14 protein-coding genes are annotated in these 16,221 nt (G+C 64.1%); 7 read left to right on the forward strand and 7 right to left on the reverse strand.

What is annotated here, in order from left to right:
• Nucleotides 1-63: 63 nt before the first annotated feature.
• Complete coding sequence (locus tag LPW26_RS16560; RefSeq protein ID WP_238736578.1) at nucleotides 64-588, reverse strand: GNAT family N-acetyltransferase; 525 nt, start codon at nucleotides 586-588, stop codon at nucleotides 64-66.
• Between the two features lie 127 nt (nucleotides 589-715).
• Between LPW26_RS16560 and LPW26_RS16565 the strand changes: the two genes are divergently transcribed.
• The 3 genes from LPW26_RS16565 to crcB all read left to right on the forward strand — a co-directional run bounded on the left by LPW26_RS16565 (nucleotide 716) and on the right by crcB (nucleotide 3,459).
• Nucleotides 716-1,951: an MFS transporter gene (locus LPW26_RS16565; protein WP_238736579.1), complete on the forward strand. Its 1,236-nt coding sequence runs from the start codon at nucleotides 716-718 to the stop codon at nucleotides 1,949-1,951.
• A gap of 393 nt (nucleotides 1,952-2,344) precedes the next feature.
• Entirely contained in the window at nucleotides 2,345-2,941 is a 597-nt protein-coding gene (locus LPW26_RS16570) for a superoxide dismutase (protein WP_238736580.1), read from the forward strand.
• 143 nt (nucleotides 2,942-3,084) lie between these two features.
• Nucleotides 3,085-3,459 carry a fluoride efflux transporter CrcB gene (gene crcB, locus LPW26_RS16575; protein WP_238736581.1) on the forward strand — a complete coding sequence of 125 codons (375 nt, stop codon included), beginning with the start codon at nucleotides 3,085-3,087 and terminating at the stop codon, nucleotides 3,457-3,459.
• A 215-nt stretch (nucleotides 3,460-3,674) separates the two neighbouring features.
• On the opposite strand, the gene LPW26_RS16580 is transcribed toward crcB, so the two are convergent.
• Nucleotides 3,675-4,163, reverse strand: a complete 489-nt coding sequence (locus LPW26_RS16580) for a CinA family protein (RefSeq protein WP_238736592.1) — start codon at nucleotides 4,161-4,163, stop codon at nucleotides 3,675-3,677.
• 250 nt (nucleotides 4,164-4,413) lie between these two features.
• Here LPW26_RS16580 and LPW26_RS16585 point away from each other — a divergent pair, with 250 nt between their 5' ends.
• Together LPW26_RS16585 and LPW26_RS16590 are read left to right on the forward strand one after the other, a co-directional pair.
• Complete coding sequence (locus LPW26_RS16585; protein WP_238736582.1) at nucleotides 4,414-6,204, forward strand: acyl-CoA dehydrogenase family protein; 1,791 nt, start codon at nucleotides 4,414-4,416, stop codon at nucleotides 6,202-6,204.
• A gap of 170 nt (nucleotides 6,205-6,374) precedes the next feature.
• Entirely contained in the window at nucleotides 6,375-7,463 is a 1,089-nt protein-coding gene (locus tag LPW26_RS16590; RefSeq protein ID WP_238736583.1) for a Zn-dependent alcohol dehydrogenase, read from the forward strand.
• On the opposite strand, the gene LPW26_RS16595 is transcribed toward LPW26_RS16590, so the two are convergent.
• The 5 genes from LPW26_RS16595 to LPW26_RS16615 all read right to left on the reverse strand — a co-directional run bounded on the left by LPW26_RS16595 (nucleotide 7,460) and on the right by LPW26_RS16615 (nucleotide 13,975).
• Nucleotides 7,460-8,950, reverse strand: coding sequence for an amidase (locus tag LPW26_RS16595; RefSeq protein WP_238736593.1), 1,491 nt, complete (start codon nucleotides 8,948-8,950; stop codon nucleotides 7,460-7,462). The two genes, LPW26_RS16590 and LPW26_RS16595, sit on opposite strands and share 4 nt — an antisense overlap.
• A gap of 747 nt (nucleotides 8,951-9,697) precedes the next feature.
• Nucleotides 9,698-10,624: a hypothetical protein gene (locus LPW26_RS16600; protein WP_238736584.1), complete on the reverse strand. Its 927-nt coding sequence runs from the start codon at nucleotides 10,622-10,624 to the stop codon at nucleotides 9,698-9,700.
• A 52-nt stretch (nucleotides 10,625-10,676) separates the two neighbouring features.
• Nucleotides 10,677-10,880: a DUF1328 domain-containing protein gene (locus LPW26_RS16605; protein WP_238736585.1), complete on the reverse strand. Its 204-nt coding sequence runs from the start codon at nucleotides 10,878-10,880 to the stop codon at nucleotides 10,677-10,679.
• A gap of 139 nt (nucleotides 10,881-11,019) precedes the next feature.
• A complete protein-coding gene (locus LPW26_RS16610; RefSeq protein ID WP_238736586.1) occupies nucleotides 11,020-12,564 on the reverse strand; it encodes an acyl-CoA synthetase in 1,545 nt (514 codons plus the stop codon).
• A 235-nt stretch (nucleotides 12,565-12,799) separates the two neighbouring features.
• Nucleotides 12,800-13,975: an acetyl-CoA C-acetyltransferase gene (locus LPW26_RS16615; RefSeq protein ID WP_238736587.1), complete on the reverse strand. Its 1,176-nt coding sequence runs from the start codon at nucleotides 13,973-13,975 to the stop codon at nucleotides 12,800-12,802.
• 129 nt (nucleotides 13,976-14,104) lie between these two features.
• On the opposite strand from LPW26_RS16615, the gene LPW26_RS16620 reads away from it, so the two are divergent.
• Together LPW26_RS16620 and LPW26_RS16625 are read left to right on the forward strand one after the other, a co-directional pair.
• Nucleotides 14,105-14,800, forward strand: coding sequence for a TetR family transcriptional regulator (locus LPW26_RS16620; RefSeq protein WP_238736588.1), 696 nt, complete (start codon nucleotides 14,105-14,107; stop codon nucleotides 14,798-14,800).
• Nucleotides 14,801-15,354: 554 nt separating this feature from the next.
• Nucleotides 15,355-16,113: an SDR family NAD(P)-dependent oxidoreductase gene (locus LPW26_RS16625; RefSeq protein WP_238736589.1), complete on the forward strand. Its 759-nt coding sequence runs from the start codon at nucleotides 15,355-15,357 to the stop codon at nucleotides 16,111-16,113.
• Nucleotides 16,114-16,221 lie beyond the last annotated feature (108 nt).

The following is a 16,221-nucleotide window of genomic DNA, read 5'->3' on the forward strand; positions in this document are numbered from 1 at the left end:
GATTAAATTATGATCGACATATGAATGATGCGCAAGCCGCCGGCTGTGCGTGTAGCGCAGGCGTCACCACGGCGAACCGCAGAGGTCGAGCGTTCCGCCGCGAACCTTGCGGCGCAGGTCGAGCTGCATCGGCACCAGTTCATCATAGGGCGCCTTGCTGCCGCTTTGCTCGGCCACGATGGCGCCGTCGTAGCGCTGCCAGCCGCGCGCTTCGAAAAAGGCGGCTTGAGTCTCGTCGCAGAACGCCAGGCCGCAATCGATCGCTTCGTGATCGCGCAACGTCTGCACCGCGGCCGTCAGCGCCAGCGAGCCGTAGCCGCGGCGCCGTCCGTCCGGCCTTGTGGCGAGGCCGCCGATGCCGCCGACCTGACACTTGCGGCCGTTCCAGGTCACGATCCGGATGGTGATCCCGACGTGACAGACCAGTTCTCCCGAGGATTCGATCAGCACGCGCAGCGTCGGGTGCTCGTCATCGGACGTGCCGCGGCGGTGAGGGGCCTTCGCGCCCGGAGGCCACACCGTTTCGAGCAGCGGGCGCGCCATCGGCCACGCCGCGTCGCCTGACAGAATGTCGATCTCGATACTCATCCGCTCTCCTTGCCGTGCCACCCCCGCGTTCTATGCAGAACTACGATACCGGCCACAAGGATGGTCAAACACCGCAATTCAGGGCATGAGTATTCTCAAAATCGCAAGACCCAGAGGAAATCGTCCTATGAAGGCAACCGAGCTTACCTCGTTTCAGCGCTGGTCGATCCTGATCGGCGCATCGGTGCTGCTCAGCCTTGCCATGGGCATGCGGCAGAGCTTCGGTCTGTTTCAACCTTCCGTGATCCGCGACGTCGGCATCACCAGCGCCGACTTCTCGCTGGCGACGGCGTTGCAGAACATCATCTGGGGCGTGACTCAGCCGATCGTCGGCCTGATGGCGGATCGTTACGGCTCGCGCTGGGTGATGCTGGGCGGCGTGGTGATCTACGCGGCCGGCCTGGTGCTGATGATGACCGCCGACTCGGCGCTGACCTTCACGCTCGGCTGCGGCGTGTGCGTCGGCATCGCGCTGTCCTGCACGGCTTCGAGCATGACGATGACGGCGACCTCGCGCACCGTGTCGCCGGCCAAGCGCAGTGTCGCGATGGGCGCGGTATCGGCGGCGGGCTCGCTCGGTCTGGTGCTGGCGTCGCCGCTGGCGCAGACGCTGATCACCACCTCGGGCTGGCAGATGGCGCTGATCGGCTTCCTCGGTCTCGCCGCCGTGATGCTGCCGTCGGCCTTCTTCGCCGGCCGCTCCGACAAGATCGATATCGACAAGGCCGACGACAGCGAACGTTCGGCGGGCGAGGTCGTACAGGCGGCGCTCGGCCATTCGGGTTTCATGGTGATGGCGACCGCGTTTTTCGTGTGCGGCCTGCAGCTGGTGTTCATCACCACGCATCTGCCGAACTATCTGGCGATCTGCGGCCTCGATCCGTCGCTCGGCGCCAGCGCGCTGGCGGTGATCGGTCTGTTCAACGTGATCGGCTCCTACGTGTGCGGCTGGCTCGGCGGCCGCTATCCGAAGCAGTATCTGCTCGGCGGCATCTACATCGTACGCTCGCTGGCGATCGCCGCGTATTTCTACTTCCCGGCCTCGGCGACCACGACGCTGGTGTTCGCCGCCGTGATGGGCGCGCTGTGGCTCGGCGTGATTCCGCTGGTCAACGGGCTCGTCGCGCAGCTGTTCGGGCTGCGCTACATGGCGACGCTCACCGGCATCGCCTTCCTCAGCCATCAGGTCGGCTCCTTCATCGGCGCCTGGGGCGGCGGCATGATCTACGACCATCTCGGCAATTACGACCGCGCCTGGCAGGCCGCGGTGCTGATCGGCCTGATCGCCGGCACCGCGCAAATGCTGATGAACGTCCGCCCGCCGCGTAGACGCGACGAGTTGGTCGTGCCGGCGACGGCGTGAACGATTGCCGAGGCTGTAAATGCTCAATGCAAAATGCAGCTTCGCGAACTACTCAGTTTGCCCGCCCCGAACTCCGTCATGGCCGGGCTCGTCCCGGCCATCCACGCCTTTCCTGCATCTGCGTCAGCAAGGCGTGGATGCCCGGGACGAGCCCGGGCATGACGGGGGGAGGTCATGATGCGGATGATAACGACCGCGTGTTGCCCCTAGCGCTGCATGCCGGTAAGATCGCGCCATCGACGGTAACTGCTTCGGTACGCTGCGCCTCTTGCGGCCATGACAGCGCTGCGACAGACTGTTGCAATTCAGAATAGATATTGGGTCCATCGGCGGAACCTTCTATAAGGAGGCTCGTTAACACGCCGTCCCCCACCATTGTGGAAATGATGACCCATGACCTTCACGCTTCCTGAATTGCCGTATGCCTACGACGCGCTCCAGCCGTACATGTCGAAGGAAACGCTCGAATACCACCACGACAAGCATCATCAGGCCTATGTCACCAACGGCAACAACCTACTGAAGGGCACCGAATTCGAGGGCAAGTCGCTCGAGGAAATCGTCAAGGGCTCGTTCGGCAAGAACGCTCCGTTGTTCAATAACGCCGGCCAGCACTTCAACCACATTCATTTCTGGAAGTGGATGAAGCCGAATGGCGGCGGCACCAAGCTGCCGGGCGCGCTGGAAAAGAAGATCAACGAGGACCTCGGCGGCCTCGAGAAGTTCAAGGCCGACTTCGCCGCGGCCGGTGCCGGCCAGTTCGGCTCGGGCTGGGCCTGGCTGTCGGTCAAGGACGGCAAGCTCGAAATCTCCAAGACCGCCAACGGCGAGAACCCGTTGGTGCACGGCGCCACGCCGATCCTCGGCGTCGACGTCTGGGAGCACTCCTACTACATCGATTATCGCAACCGCCGCCCCGACTATCTCAAGGCCTTCGTCGACAATCTCATCAACTGGGAATACGTCGAGGAGTTGTACTCCAAGGCCTGATCGCGCGCGAGCGTTCACGATTTGGTAATCGAAAGGCGGCCGTGTATCGGCCGCCTTTTGTTTTGCCCGCGCCGGCTCTTGTCGGACGCTCGCTGCTGCGGCACAACGGCGCACCGGCATCGCGTGACACGGAGAGAGACGGCATGACCTATCTGCTGGTGTTCCTGGGCGGCGGGCTTGGGGCGATGTTTCGCCACTTTATCAATACCGCCAGCAGCCGGATGTTCGGCACCGCGTTCCCGTATCACACCTTCTTCATCAACGTTTCCGGCTCGATCGTGATGGGGCTGATCGCCGGCTATCTCGCGTTCAAAGGCGGGTCCGCGCAGAATCTGCGCCTGTTCCTGATGACCGGCATCCTCGGCGGCTACACCACCTTCTCGGCATTCTCGCTCGACGCCGCGCTGCTCTACGAGCGTGGCGCTGTCGGCCTTGCCGCGCTCTACGTGATCGGATCGGTCGCGCTGGCGATCGGCGGCCTGTTCGCCGGCCTCGCACTGATCCGCGCGATTACCTGAACCTCGGCGTCACCCCGAGCCTCTCCGTGGCCTGAGCGTCTCCGTCACCTCGGCCTCTCCGTCATTGCGAGGAGCACCCGGATCGGCGCTTCGCGCCGTCCGAGCACAGGCTCCGCGACGAAGCAATCCATGCCGCACGCGTGGCGCTGGATTGCTTCGCTTCGCTCGCAATGACGGGGAGGGGCCTGAGTGCTAAAGAGACTGCCAGCGTGCAATCACTTCGCCAACGTGTGCAGCAGATAGGTCAGCGCCGTGCTGGCGAACACGTGCATGTTGTCCAGCCGGTCGGCGTTTCCCGTCTCCAGCGTCATCACCGCATGGGCCGGGCCGGCGACCGCGATGCAGGTGTGGCCGGCGGCGTCGCCGTAGCGATTGCCGCTGGGGCCGGCGGCGCCGGTCTCCGACAATGCCCAGTCGGCGCCGAGCCGGCTGCGGATCTGCCTGGCGAGCAATTCAGCATATGGCTCCGACGACGAGCGCACGCCCTCGACCTTCATGTCGGCATCCGGAATATCCATCAGCACGCGCCGCGCCTGCCGGGTGTAAACCACCGCGGAGCCGAGGAAGTAAGCCGACGCACCCGGCACTGCGAGCAGCGCTGCCGCGATCAGTCCGCCGGTCGACGACTCCGCCACCGCGATCGTCTGCTTGCGCGCGATCAGATGCACGGCGATCTTTTCGGCGAGTGGAACGAGATCCTTCATCATGATTGCTTTCTGTCGTTGCCGCAGGTGCCGATCGCGCCGGCGAATCCGCGAGATGAGGACAGCAGAGCGAATTTAGCCGCATCCGGCAATCCGATATCGAATCTGTCCAGCCTTTGTAGCTCGCCCTGCGGCCCCCGCACGGACTCCGACGCATTGGGCTATGCCGCGCGACGGGTTGCATGGACGGGCGTCTTTGTGGTGACTTCACTGCAAACAGCGTTCAGTCTTCAAACCACAAGAGACGCAGATGCCCGCAGGAAACACCCAAAACGCCGCCGTTTCGGCGGCTGCGCCCCGCAATGCCGCGAACCTGATCGCGCCCGACACCACCGGCCTCAATTTCTATCGCGCCGATCCATCGCTCGCCGATCTGCTACGCATCCATCTGCCGGCGGATCTGGTCGCCCATATCGAGCCGCATCTCGATCGTCTCGGCGCGCTCGCCGGCGGCCCGCTCGACGACTGCGCGCGGCTGGCCGATCGCCACACGCCGATCCTGCATCAGCGCGACCGCTTCGGCCGCGACGCGCAGTATGTCGAGTATCACCCGGCCTATCGCGAACTCGAGAACGCCGCGTTCGGCAGCTTCGGCATCCACGCGATGTCGCACCGCAAGGGCATCATGGGTTGGCCGGACGTCTATCCGGTGACCGCCAAGCATGCCTTCACGCTGCTGTTCAACGAGACCGAATTCGGCATGGGCTGCCCGATCAACGTCACCGACGGCTGCGCCAAGTTGCTGTCGAAGTTCGGCGACGACGCGCTGAAGGCGAAGTATCTCGATGGCCTGACCCAGACCGATATGAGCAAGCTCACTCAGGGCGGTCAGTTCATGACCGAGAAGGAGGGCGGCTCCGACGTCGGCACGCTGACCACCGTCGCGGTTTCCGAAGGCGATCACTGGCGGCTGTATGGCGAGAAGTGGTTCTGCTCCAACGCCGACGCCAAGGTGGTGATGCTGCTGGCGCGCCCGCAGGGCGCCGGTCCTGGTACACGCGGCGTCGGCCTATTCCTGATGCCGCGCTTCCTCGACGACGGCACTCCGAACAACTATCGGATCGTGCGGCTGAAGGACAAGCTCGGCACCCGCTCGATGGCCTCGGGCGAGATCAAGCTCGAAGGCGCGATCGCCTACGCGGTCGGCAAGCTCGACCGCGGCTTCGTGCAGATGGCCGAGATGGTCAACTCATCACGGCTCTCCAACGGCGTGAAGTCGACCGCCTTGATGCGCCGAGCATGGCACGACGCGATCACCGTGGCGAAGAACCGCGTGGTATTCGGTCAGCGCATCGTCGACCTGCCGCTCGCGCGACGTCAGCTGATGAAAATTCTGCTACCGACCGAACAGGCGATGTCAGTTAGTTTCCTCACCGCCGACGCGCTCGACCGCGCCGAGGCCGGCAGTCAGGACGCCGCCGCGTTGCTACGCATCCTGACTCCGACGTTGAAGTTCCGCGCCACCCGCGATGCCCGCAAGGTCTGCGGCGACGCGCTGGAGATGCGAGGCGGTATCGGCTACGTCGAGGAGTTTGCGACTGCGAGGCTGTTGCGCGACGCCCATCTCGGTTCGATCTGGGAAGGCACCGGTAATATCGTCGCCATCGACGCGCTCAAGCGTGCCGTCGGTCGCCACGGGGCGGAATCGGCGCTTGCCGCAGATCTGCACGCGCGGCTGGGCGATGCCACAGGTTTGCCTCATGCCTGGAGCGACCGTTTGCGCGGCCTGATCGACCGCGCGATCGGCTTCGCCCGCGACGTCGCCGGCCATGCCGAGAACGAGGCCGACGCCCGCCGCGCAACCAGTTCGCTGTATCACGTCGCCAGTGCCGTCTCATTGGCATGGGAAGGCACCAAGATCGATGCGCTACGCGGCGACGCTCGCCGCGCATTGCTGTCGCGATTAGTTGTGGAGCATCGGCTGTATGCGCCCGACCCGTTCAAGACCAGCGACGGCAAAACCGAATTCGGCATCGCCGAGCTACTCCTCGGCGATGCCGATGCGCCGATGGACAAAGTCGCGCCGCTGCTGACCGCGTAGCGTTGAACAAAATGCCTCTCCCCGTCATTGCGAGCGCAGCGAAGCAATCCACTGCTGAGCACCGCGTGCCCGGATTGCTTCATCGCTTCGCTCCTCGCAATGACGGGGAAGGGCTAGCGACGCACCATTAGACAGACAACTAATCAACAACAAACCAAAGGGAAACGCCAATGAAGGCCGCCGTACTGCACGAAGTCAATACGCCTTTGACCATCGAGGATATCAGCGTGCCGAAGCCCGGTCCGCGCGAAGTGCTGATCCGCACGGCGGTGGCCGGGCTGTGTCACTCCGATCTACACTTCATGGAGGGGCTGTATCCGCACCCGCTGCCCGCCGTGCTCGGCCACGAGTCGGCCGGGATCGTCGAGCAGGTCGGCTCCGACGTTACCTATGTGCAGCCCGGCGATCACGTCGTGACCTGCCTCTCTGTATTCTGCGGCACCTGTGATAATTGCTCGACCGGCCGGCCGGTGCTGTGCACCGACACCACGGTGAAGATGCTGCCCGGCGCCTCGAACCGACTGTCGTGGAATCGCTCCGAGAAGCTGCACCAGTTCCTCAATCTGTCGTCCTTCGCCGAGCAGATGCTGGTGCACGAAAACGCGATCGTCAAAATCCGCCGCGACATGCCGCTCGATCTCGCGGCATTGATCGGCTGCGGCGTGATCACCGGTTACGGCGCGGTCGCCAACACCGCGAAGGTCGCGCCGGGCGAAACCGTCGCGGTGATCGGTTGTGGCGGCGTCGGCATGGCCGCCATCAATGGCGCCGAGATCGCCGGCGCAGGCCGCATCATCGCGATCGACACTAATCCAGCCAAGCTGCAGCTCGCCACCAAACTCGGCGCGACCGACGTGGTCGATCCAGCGAACGGCGACGTCGTACAGCAGGTGCGAGAGCTCACTCAGGGAGGCGTCCATCACGCCTTCGAAGTACTTGGTCGCAAGGAGACCGCCGAGCAGGCGTTCGCCATGCTGGCGCCCGGCGGCACTGCGACCATCGTCGGAATGATTCCGCTCGGCCAGAAGATCGAGCTGCACGGCTTCGACTTCCTGCGCGAGCGTCGGATCCAGGGCTCGTCGATGGGGTCGAACCATTTCCGCGTCGACATGCCGAGACTGGTCGACTTCTATCTGCGCGGTCGGCTTCACCTGGAGGACTGGATCTCGGCCAAGCTCACGTTGGCCGAGATCAACGACGGGTTCGCTGCGATGAAGGCCGGCAAGACCGTCCGCAGCGTGATCGTGTTCGATGCCTAGGCGTTGACCGCTAACTCATCGACGAACGCCTTCGGCGGCGTGAACCCGCCGAATTCGCGCTCGATCAGTTCGGCCAGCTTCAGCGGCGTGCGATCCTCGAGCCACGGGCCGACGATCTGCACGCCGATCGGCAGGCCTTCGCTCGACAGCCCGACCGGCAGCGCCGTCGCCGGCAGACCGGGCAGGGTGGCGATGCCGGGCCACACCAACTGATCGACATAGGGATGCGGCTGGTTGTCGATCAGGATGCGGCGCTCTTCCTGCGGCTCGTGATGATCCTGCGGATAGGCCGGGGTCGGCATCACCGGGCAGATCACCGCGTCGAACGATTTGAACAGTTCGCGCCACTGCGCGCGGAGTCCGGTGCGGCGTCCGTCGGCGATCACCCAGTCGCGATGGCTGAGCACCATGCCGCGCAGCCGTTCGGCCGCGAGGCTGTCATCGGCCGCGTCGAGCTTGGACGTCGCGGTCTCGATATCGGCGAGTAGTTCCGGCGGAAAGCCGGCCGCCAGGAACGACAGCAGCATCCGCATGTAGACGCGCGAGGTTTCGGCGAGGTCGGGGAGCAGCGGCGACTGCCGCGTGATCGAGACGCCCGCCTTGGTGAGGTTGGCGGCGAGTGTTTCGATCGCACCACGCACGCTGCTGCTGGTCGGCAGCAGCGGGTGCGTATCGAGCAGCAGCACGCGGAAGTCTTTCATCGCCGTGTGCCGCGCGGCAGGCAGGTCGAGCTTGTAGCCAATGCCGTCGAAGGTCGGGTCAGGGCCGGCGATTACATCGAGTAGCAGCGCGAGATCGGCGGCCGAGCGCGCCATCGGGCCGATCACCGACAGATCGCGGTTCGACGGCAGCGGCGGCACGCCAGGCGGGGTATGGCCGCGCGCCGGACACAGCGCGAAGGTCGGCTTGTGCGCATAGATGCCGCAATAATGGCCCGGCACACGCAGCGATCCGCCGATATCGGAGCCGAGCGACAACGCGCCGAAGCCGGCGGCCAGTGCGGCCGACGAACCGCCGGACGAACCACCCGGCGTGCGGCTGAGATCGTAAGGATTGTTCGTCGTGCCGTAGATCTCGTTGTAGCTCTGCCAATCCCCCAGACCGATCGGCACATTGGTTTTGCCGAGGATCACGCCCCCGGCCGCGCGCACGCGCTCGATCGCCAGCGCATCGCTCTCGGCGACGAAGTTTCGCTGGTCGGGAAATCCCCAGGTCGTCGGCAGCCCGGCGACGTTGAAGCTCTCCTTCACGGTCATCGGAATGCCGAGCAGCGGCTCGCGCCCGCCGCGCGACAACGCGAGATCCGCGGCGCGCGCGCTCTGCAATGCGCGATCGAAGTCGCGGACGCAGACCGCGTTGATCTTGCCGTCATAGCGCTCGATCCGGTCGATCGCCGCTTGGGTCAGTTCGAGGGCGGAAACCTGTTTGGCCTTCAGCGCGGCGCTGAGTTCGGTGGCAGATGCGAAGCTCGTTTGCGATGTCAAAATCGTCACTCCCGATGGCGATAGTCGTCTATCGCACGGCTGTGAAATCAGCGCAAATGCCTCGCACGAGCAAATCCCGCTCCAGTCCGTCTGGGAAGTGCTTGGGTGGACGTTGTTGTATCACAGTGAAAACGGTGCCGGCCGGATCGAAACGAAGTGACGTTTGATTTGAATCAAGGATGATAGTTCATATTGGATGATTTGATGTGATGATTGTTTATTACTAGTGAATCGTTAGCAATTATTTATAACGTTGCCGTTCGTGGCTGGCGTCGGATTTCAGGTGGTTGCGGTTATCGCTTAATTCGATTGTCTACGATATTGGTGCTGGTTCAGGCGTAGTACGTCTACGATACCAAGTACATCGGTCCATGCTGGCGTCGCGCGACAAGAACACGTTCATTCTGTAAGCGGTAGTTTTGTTCTGACGTCTCGCGTGGGGCTGTGCCATGCGCGGCTGGGGCGTGTGTCGATGGTGAGGGGAATATGATCCCGGCCAGTTCGGCTGTGCGCTGGGAGTGAGTTCTGTCGACGTGCCCGGCCTGCGGCTGGGTGGAGTCTCCCTAGACTTAAAGCTCCGGCTTCGGCCGGAGCTTTCTTTGTTTACAGCGGAGGTGGCGTTCGAGAATGCAGGCCGTGCGTCGTGTTGCAGCGGTTGATTGGGCGACTGAAAAAATGGGGTGACGTGGTGAGCGGGGGCGCCGAACAAATGAGGGTGAGCCGCTCATCAACCGAGCACCAGTCGGCGCGTCAGCCGCCACGGAAGTTCTGCGGTGTGAAGTCGAGGTCGAGGACTTTCCATTCCTTGTACTTATCGGCCGGCAACATCGAGTAGGGCTGGCACGCGGTGAGAGCGTGGATGGCGCCCTTCATCAGTGCCGGGCCTTTCGCCGAAGCGCTGGCTTCGATCAGGAATGGCTCTTGTGCGAGCCGCCCATCGGGAAGCAGCGGCACCCGTAGAATGATCTTCACGTTGTCGGTCGGTGCAACGCCGGGCGGCAGTGCCGCGCAGGTCTTCAGTTTTTGGCGCAGCGCCGCGATGGCGTCGGCGCTGATGTCGGCGGCGAGCTCCGCGGGTGCGTCGAAGGTTGGGTCCGCCGGCAGTCCCAGCGCCACCGAGTATTTCACCGTTAGATCCGGCTCCTGCGCAATCGCCGGCGGAAAGGCCGTCGGCATCGCGCTTTGCGGCGGCGCTGTCTGCGGAACCGCGCTGGGCGGAGTCGGGGTGACGGCGGGGTCAGGCTTGGCGGGGGCTTCGGTTTGCCGGGCTTGGCGGTCCGGTTTTATCGGCTCCGGCTTGGCGCGCTCCGGCTCGGCCTGCGCGGGCTTCGGCGGCTCGGCTTTGGCCGGTTCAGGTTTGGCTGGTTCGGGTTTGGAGGCCTGCGGAGGTGTCGGCTCGGACGCCGCCGGCTTGGCCTCGGTCGGCGTCAGGGTCGGCAATTCCAACGCCGGTTTGATCTCAGGCTTCGGCGCCGGCTCGGGAGGCGCCTCGTCGGCCGTAACGACGTCGACTTCCACGCGCTGCTCCGGCACTTCGGCGAACGGCCGGACCTCGGCCAGCAACAGCACGGCCGCCACCAGCCCGAGATGGGCCAGCACGGAGACAAACAGGCCGGAGCGGAGCTGGACGGATGGGATCATCACATGGACCGGGGAGAGGCGCTTGCCGTCCAGCATAGCGACTCATCCCCGGTCGATGGACTCCGAAGTTCGCCCGTGCGCGGGTGTGTCAGAACACCAGCTGGCCGGCGGTGAACGCCAGGATCAGGAACAGCACGAACATCGCCAGCGCGATGAAGAACAGCAGCTTCGAGATGCGCGCAGCGCCCGCCGCGATATTGGTGAAGCCGAAGAATCCCGCCACCAGCGAGATCACCAGAAAGATAATTGCCCATTCAACATAGCGGATGCTCCCAGCGGCCCTCCGTCTCATCACGAGACGTCTTCCTCGCGCGCGCTGCAGGGAACAAACGCCGCGGGCTTCGGTTCCCGCGGCGTTCGTCATTCTAGTGCGATGCGAAACAGGCCTGGACTGCAACCGATACCAGCCGATTGCAGCAGCCGCGCGCGGCTCAGGCAGGCGCGGCTTCCTTCTTCGGCCAGTAGCGATCCTTCAGATGCCGCTTGACCAGCTTGCCGGTCGGCGTGCGCGGCAGTTCGGCCTCGAAGTCGATCGAGCGCGGGCACTTGATTGGCGACAGATGTTCGCGGCAGAAGCCGATCAGCCTGGCTTCGAACTCCTTGCCCGGCAAGACTCCCTCGCGCGGCTGCACCACGGCTTTCACCTCTTCGCCCATCTCCTCGTTCGGCACGCCGAACACCGCGACGTCAGCGACATCGGGATGCGTCAGCAGCACATCCTCGGTCTCCTGCGGATAGATGTTCACGCCGCCCGAGATGATCATGTAGCTCTTGCGGTCGGTGAGATACAGGAAGCCCTCGGCATCGAGATAGCCGACGTCGCCGAGCGTCGACCAGCCCTTCTCGTTGTAAGCGTTCTTGGTCTTGTCGGGATCGTTGTGATAGCTGAATGCGGGCGCGTCGGCGAAGTACACCGTTCCGATCTCGCCCGTCGGCAGCTCCTCGCCGGCCTCGTCGAGGATCTTGATGATTCCGACCACCGCCTTGCCGACCGTGCCGCGATGCGCGAGCCATTGCTGCGAGGTCGAGACGGTGACGCCGTTGCCTTCCGAGCCGGCGTAGTACTCGATCAGAATCGGTCCCCACCATTCGATCATCTTGGCTTTGACGTCGACCGGGCAGGGGGCTGCGGCGTGGATCGCGCCCTTCAGCGTCGAGACGTCGTAGCGGGCGCGGACCTCGTCGGGCAGCTTCAGCATGCGGACGAACATCGTCGGAACCAGCTGCGACTGCGTCACTTTGTATTTCTCGACCAGCGCCAGGAACTGCTCGGCGTCGAAATGCTCCATAATCACCGAGGTGCCGCCGAGCGTCACCGCCATCATGTTGAAGCGCAGCGGCGCGGCGTGATACAGCGGCGCCGGCGACAGATAGATGCTGCCGGCGTTCATGCCGCACATCTTCTCGCACAGCAGCCGCAGGAACGGGCTCGGCACGTCGATGGCGTTGCCCTCGAACTCGCGCTTGATGCCCTTCGGCCGGCCGGTGGTGCCGGACGAATACAGCATATCGTAGCCGGCGACCTCGTCGGCGATCGGCGTGGTCGGCTGCGCGCCGGCCTCTTTGTCCCAAGAGCGGAAGCCCGCGGCCGGCTCGTCGACCATGAAGAATTCGACGCCGGGCTGCTTGCCGACCAGCGGCGCGATCGCATCGGCGCCCTGCGGCGAGGTGATCACGACCTTGGCGCCGCAATCCTGCACGATGTAGGCGATCTCGTCCTTCTTCAGATAGCGGCTGATCGCCGTGTAGTAGAGTCCCGCGCGCTGCGCCGCCCAGCAGATCTCCATGAACGCCAGCCGATTCTCCATCAACAGTGCAATATGGTCGCCCGGCTTCAGCCCGAGCGAGCGAAACAGCTGCGCGCCCTGGTTCGACAGCTCGTCGAGCTGCCGATAGGTGATGGCCTTGCCGGTGGTCGCCATCTGATAGGCGATCTTGTCGGGCGTATTGCGGGCGTGAATCGACGGGTGCGTCATCGTGTTTCCTCGATGGTGATGCGGCGGATTGATTCCGCTCTGGTCGTCATTGCGAGGAGCGAAGCGACGAAGCAATCCAGAGGCTCAGTGCAGGGCGCTCCTGGATTGCTTCGCTTCGCTCGCAATGACGTCGAGATTCCTTCACTCACCGACCGACTATTCGGTCGAGCGCTTGGGATGGAGGGCAGGGGCGGCGAATACGCCGCTCCTCGGGATGTGGTCTGGTGCTTGTGCCTTACAGCCGCTCGACGATGGTGACGTTAGCCATGCCGCCGCCTTCGCACATGGTCTGCAGGCCGTAGCGCTTGTTCTGCTGCTTCAGCGCATGGATCAGCGTGGTCATCAGCTTGGTGCCGGAGCCGCCGAGCGGATGGCCGAGCGCGATCGCGCCGCCATTGACGTTGAGCCGGGCCGGATCGGCGCCGGTGGCCTTCAGCCACGCGGTCGGGATCGACGCGAAGGCTTCGTTGACCTCGAACAGATCGATGTCGTCAATCTTCATGCCGGCTTTCTTCAGCGCGTATTCGGTCGCCGGCAGCGGGGCTTCGAGCATGATAACCGGGTCGCCGCCGCGCATCGTCATGTGATGAATGCGCGCTAGCGGCTGTACGCCGAGCTGCTTGAGGCCCTTCTCGTTGACGACCAGAACGCCCGAGGCGCCGTCGCAGATCTGGCTCGCGGTCGCGGCGGTGAGCCGGCCGCCGTTCTCGTTGATCAGCTTGACGCCCTTGATGCCGTCGAGCGTCGCGTCGAAGCGGATGCCTTCGTCGATGTGGTGCGTGTCGGTGGTGCCGTCAGCGCGGGTGATCTCGAGCGGGATGATTTCGTCCTTGAACTTGCCGGCCTGAGTCGCAGCGATCGCGCGCTGGTGGCTCTGGAAGGCGTATTCGTCGAGCTGTTCCTTCGACAGATCGTATTTATGCGCGACCATTTCCGCGCCGGTGAACTGGTTGAACTGGATGTTCGGGTAACGCTCTTCCATTCGCGGGCTCTTGTAGGTGCCGAGCCCAGCCTTGGCGGCGAGGATGCTGGGCGAGCCCATCGGCACGCGCGTCATGCTTTCCACGCCCGCGGCGATCACGATGTCCATGCTGCCGGACATCACTGCCTGTGCGGCGAAATGCAGCGCCTGCTGCGACGAGCCGCACTGCCGGTCGATCGAGGTGCCGGGCACCGATTCGGGAAGCTTCGACGCCAGCACCGCGTTGCGCCCGATGTTGACGGCTTGTTCGCCGGCCTGGCCGACGCAGCCCATGAGGACATCTTCGATCTGATCCGGCGCGGCGCCGGAGCGATCGACCAGCGCGTTGAGCACGGACGCGGCGAGATCGGCGGGATGCCAGCCGGCGAGACGGCCTCCCTTGCGCCCGCCAGCAGTGCGGGCAGCGGCGACGATATAGGCCTCGGCCATGGGTTTTCTCCCTGATGTTGGTTGTTTCGGCTTCACCGATAGCGGCGGATTTAAGGGGCGAGGGCCGATTTAGTCAATCAATCAATTAACGCTTGAGCCCGGCGCCGCGATGGGCTAATTGCGACGTCGATGGCAGCCCAACCGATCCCAGCGCTGGCGACCCGAGTACCGGTGGTGAAGAATTCCACCGCCGATAAGCTTTTGGTCGCGGCCGGCGAATTGATGATCGAGCGCAACTCGGTCGAAATCTCGCTGTCCGACATCGCGCACAAGTCCGGCGTCAACGCCGCGCTGGTGAAGTATCATTTCGGCAATAAGGACGGCCTGCTGCTGGCGCTGCTCGAGCGCGACGCCGCCCACGAGATGACCCATCTGGATTTTCTGCTGGCGCAGCCGCTGTCGCCGACGATGAAGATGAAGCTGCACATCGCCGGCATCATCAAGGCGTATCACCAGTTTCCGTATCTGAACCGGCTGATCCACTATTTGCTGCACGGCTCGAATCGCGAGGCTGCGGACGAAGTGACGAAGTTCTTCGTCGGTCCGTTGCTGGACTTCCACCGCAAGCTGATCGCCGAGGGCGTGGCGGCGGGCGAATTTCGCGATGTCGATCCGGTGCTGTTCTACACGACGCTGATCGGCGCTTGCGATCACCTGTTCTTCGGTAGGCAGACCATGATGCGTGCTGCGGGCGTCGGTCCGGTCACAGACGACGTCTGCCGCGCGTATGTCGCGCACATCGAACTGATTATCCTCGGTGGATTATTGCTGCGAAAGAGCGACCGTGCGTCGCGTTCACAGTCGGCCTCCGCGGCGACGAGTTAATAACAAGAAGAAACGACCCCAAGAAAAACTGCAGAGACCTTCATCCAGGACCCGGGACACGCCGAAGAAAATCCGAATAACAACAATAACGCCCAAGGACCAGTTCACGGAATCTGCCCGGAAGAGGCAGGCGGAATGGAACAGCAGGCACCCCCGGGACATCGTTTGAAGTGTTTCGAAAACAACAAGAAAACAGCCAGGAAACGCCCGAGTATCTTTGACGATCCGACCACGTCTCATCCTGCAGGCGGCCGTGCGGCGCGAGGGGTGAGAGCGCAACAAGAATCCGAGCCGAACAGCTCGCTCAGGGGCGCCCGCGCGCCTGAGAACGCCTTTTGACCAGGACGGCCGCGCCGCAATGGTGCAGAGCTTTCCGGAAACGATAAATCGGGGAAACGCCCAAGGGTCCGTTGAACATCCCGGTTCGAAAGCGCAAGAAGAGCACGCCAAAGGGCCCGACCGAGGTCCGTCGAACAGTTCAGGAAACGCCCGAGGATCGGCCCATCACGGCTTGACCGAAAGCTTCAAAAAGCGCCCAAGGAAAGGGATTACCAATGCAGTTGAAAGACGTCTCCGTTCTCATCACCGGTGGTGGATCGGGACTCGGCGCCGCGACGGCGCGTGCGATGGCCGCCAAGGGCGCCAAGGTCGCCGTGCTCGATATGAACAAGGACAACGCCGACAAGGTCGCGGCTGAAATCGGCGGCGTGGCCTGCGTGGGCGACGTGTCGCAGGAAGCGCCCGTCAAGGAAGCGATCGCCAAGGCGGAAGCCGCGCACGGCATCGTCCGCGTGCTGGTGAACTGCGCCGGCATCGGCGGCGCGGTGAAGACCGTCAGCAAGAACGGCGCCTATCCGCTCGATCACTTCACCCGCATCATCAACGTCAACCTGATCGGCAGCTTCAACTGCATCCGTCTCGTCGCCGAGCGCATGCAGAGCGCGCCGACGATCGGCGAAGAGCGCGGCGTCTGCATCAACACCGCGTCGGTCGCGGCGTATGACGGTCAGATCGGTCAGGCCGCGTACTCTGCCTCGAAGGGCGGCATCGTCGGCATGACCCTGCCGGTGGCGCGCGACCTCGCGTCGATGAACATCCGCGTCATGACCATCGCGCCCGGCCTGTTCCTGACGCCGCTGCTGATGGGCCTGTCGGAAGACGCCCGCAAGAGCCTCGGCGCCCAGGTGCCGCATCCGGCCCGTCTTGGCGATCCGTCGGAATACGCTTCGCTCGCGGTGCAGATCGTCGAGAACCCGATGCTGAACGGCGAAACCATCCGCCTCGACGGCGCCATCCGCATGGCGCCCCGGTAGTAACAACCTAACCCTCTCCCCTTGTGGGAGAGGGTGGCGAGCGAAGCTTGCCGGGTGAGGGGCGGGGGGGGGGGGCGGGCCCCCCCCCCGGGCGGCCCCGGGGCCGCC

It is taken from the genome of Rhodopseudomonas infernalis (genome assembly GCF_022271405.1).
Classification (GTDB): Bacteria; Pseudomonadota; Alphaproteobacteria; order Rhizobiales; family Xanthobacteraceae; genus Rhodopseudomonas; species Rhodopseudomonas infernalis.

Bases quoted from the DNA above. Each gene is read 5' to 3' on its own strand.
- LPW26_RS16560 (WP_238736578.1), bottom strand. From the start codon at position 588: ATGAGTATCGAGATCGACATTCTGTCAGGCGACGCGGCGTGGCCGATG.
- LPW26_RS16565 (WP_238736579.1), top strand. From the start codon at position 716: ATGAAGGCAACCGAGCTTACCTCGTTTCAGCGCTGGTCGATCCTGATC.
- LPW26_RS16570 (WP_238736580.1), top strand. From the start codon at position 2,345: ATGACCTTCACGCTTCCTGAATTGCCGTATGCCTACGACGCGCTCCAG.
- crcB (WP_238736581.1), top strand. From the start codon at position 3,085: ATGACCTATCTGCTGGTGTTCCTGGGCGGCGGGCTTGGGGCGATGTTT.
- LPW26_RS16580 (WP_238736592.1), bottom strand. From the start codon at position 4,163: ATGAAGGATCTCGTTCCACTCGCCGAAAAGATCGCCGTGCATCTGATC.
- LPW26_RS16585 (WP_238736582.1), top strand. From the start codon at position 4,414: ATGCCCGCAGGAAACACCCAAAACGCCGCCGTTTCGGCGGCTGCGCCC.
- LPW26_RS16590 (WP_238736583.1), top strand. From the start codon at position 6,375: ATGAAGGCCGCCGTACTGCACGAAGTCAATACGCCTTTGACCATCGAG.
- LPW26_RS16600 (WP_238736584.1), bottom strand. From the start codon at position 10,624: ATGCTGGACGGCAAGCGCCTCTCCCCGGTCCATGTGATGATCCCATCC.
- LPW26_RS16605 (WP_238736585.1), bottom strand. From the start codon at position 10,880: ATGAGACGGAGGGCCGCTGGGAGCATCCGCTATGTTGAATGGGCAATT.
- LPW26_RS16610 (WP_238736586.1), bottom strand. From the start codon at position 12,564: ATGACGCACCCGTCGATTCACGCCCGCAATACGCCCGACAAGATCGCC.
- LPW26_RS16615 (WP_238736587.1), bottom strand. From the start codon at position 13,975: ATGGCCGAGGCCTATATCGTCGCCGCTGCCCGCACTGCTGGCGGGCGC.
- LPW26_RS16620 (WP_238736588.1), top strand. From the start codon at position 14,105: ATGGCAGCCCAACCGATCCCAGCGCTGGCGACCCGAGTACCGGTGGTG.
- LPW26_RS16625 (WP_238736589.1), top strand. From the start codon at position 15,355: ATGCAGTTGAAAGACGTCTCCGTTCTCATCACCGGTGGTGGATCGGGA.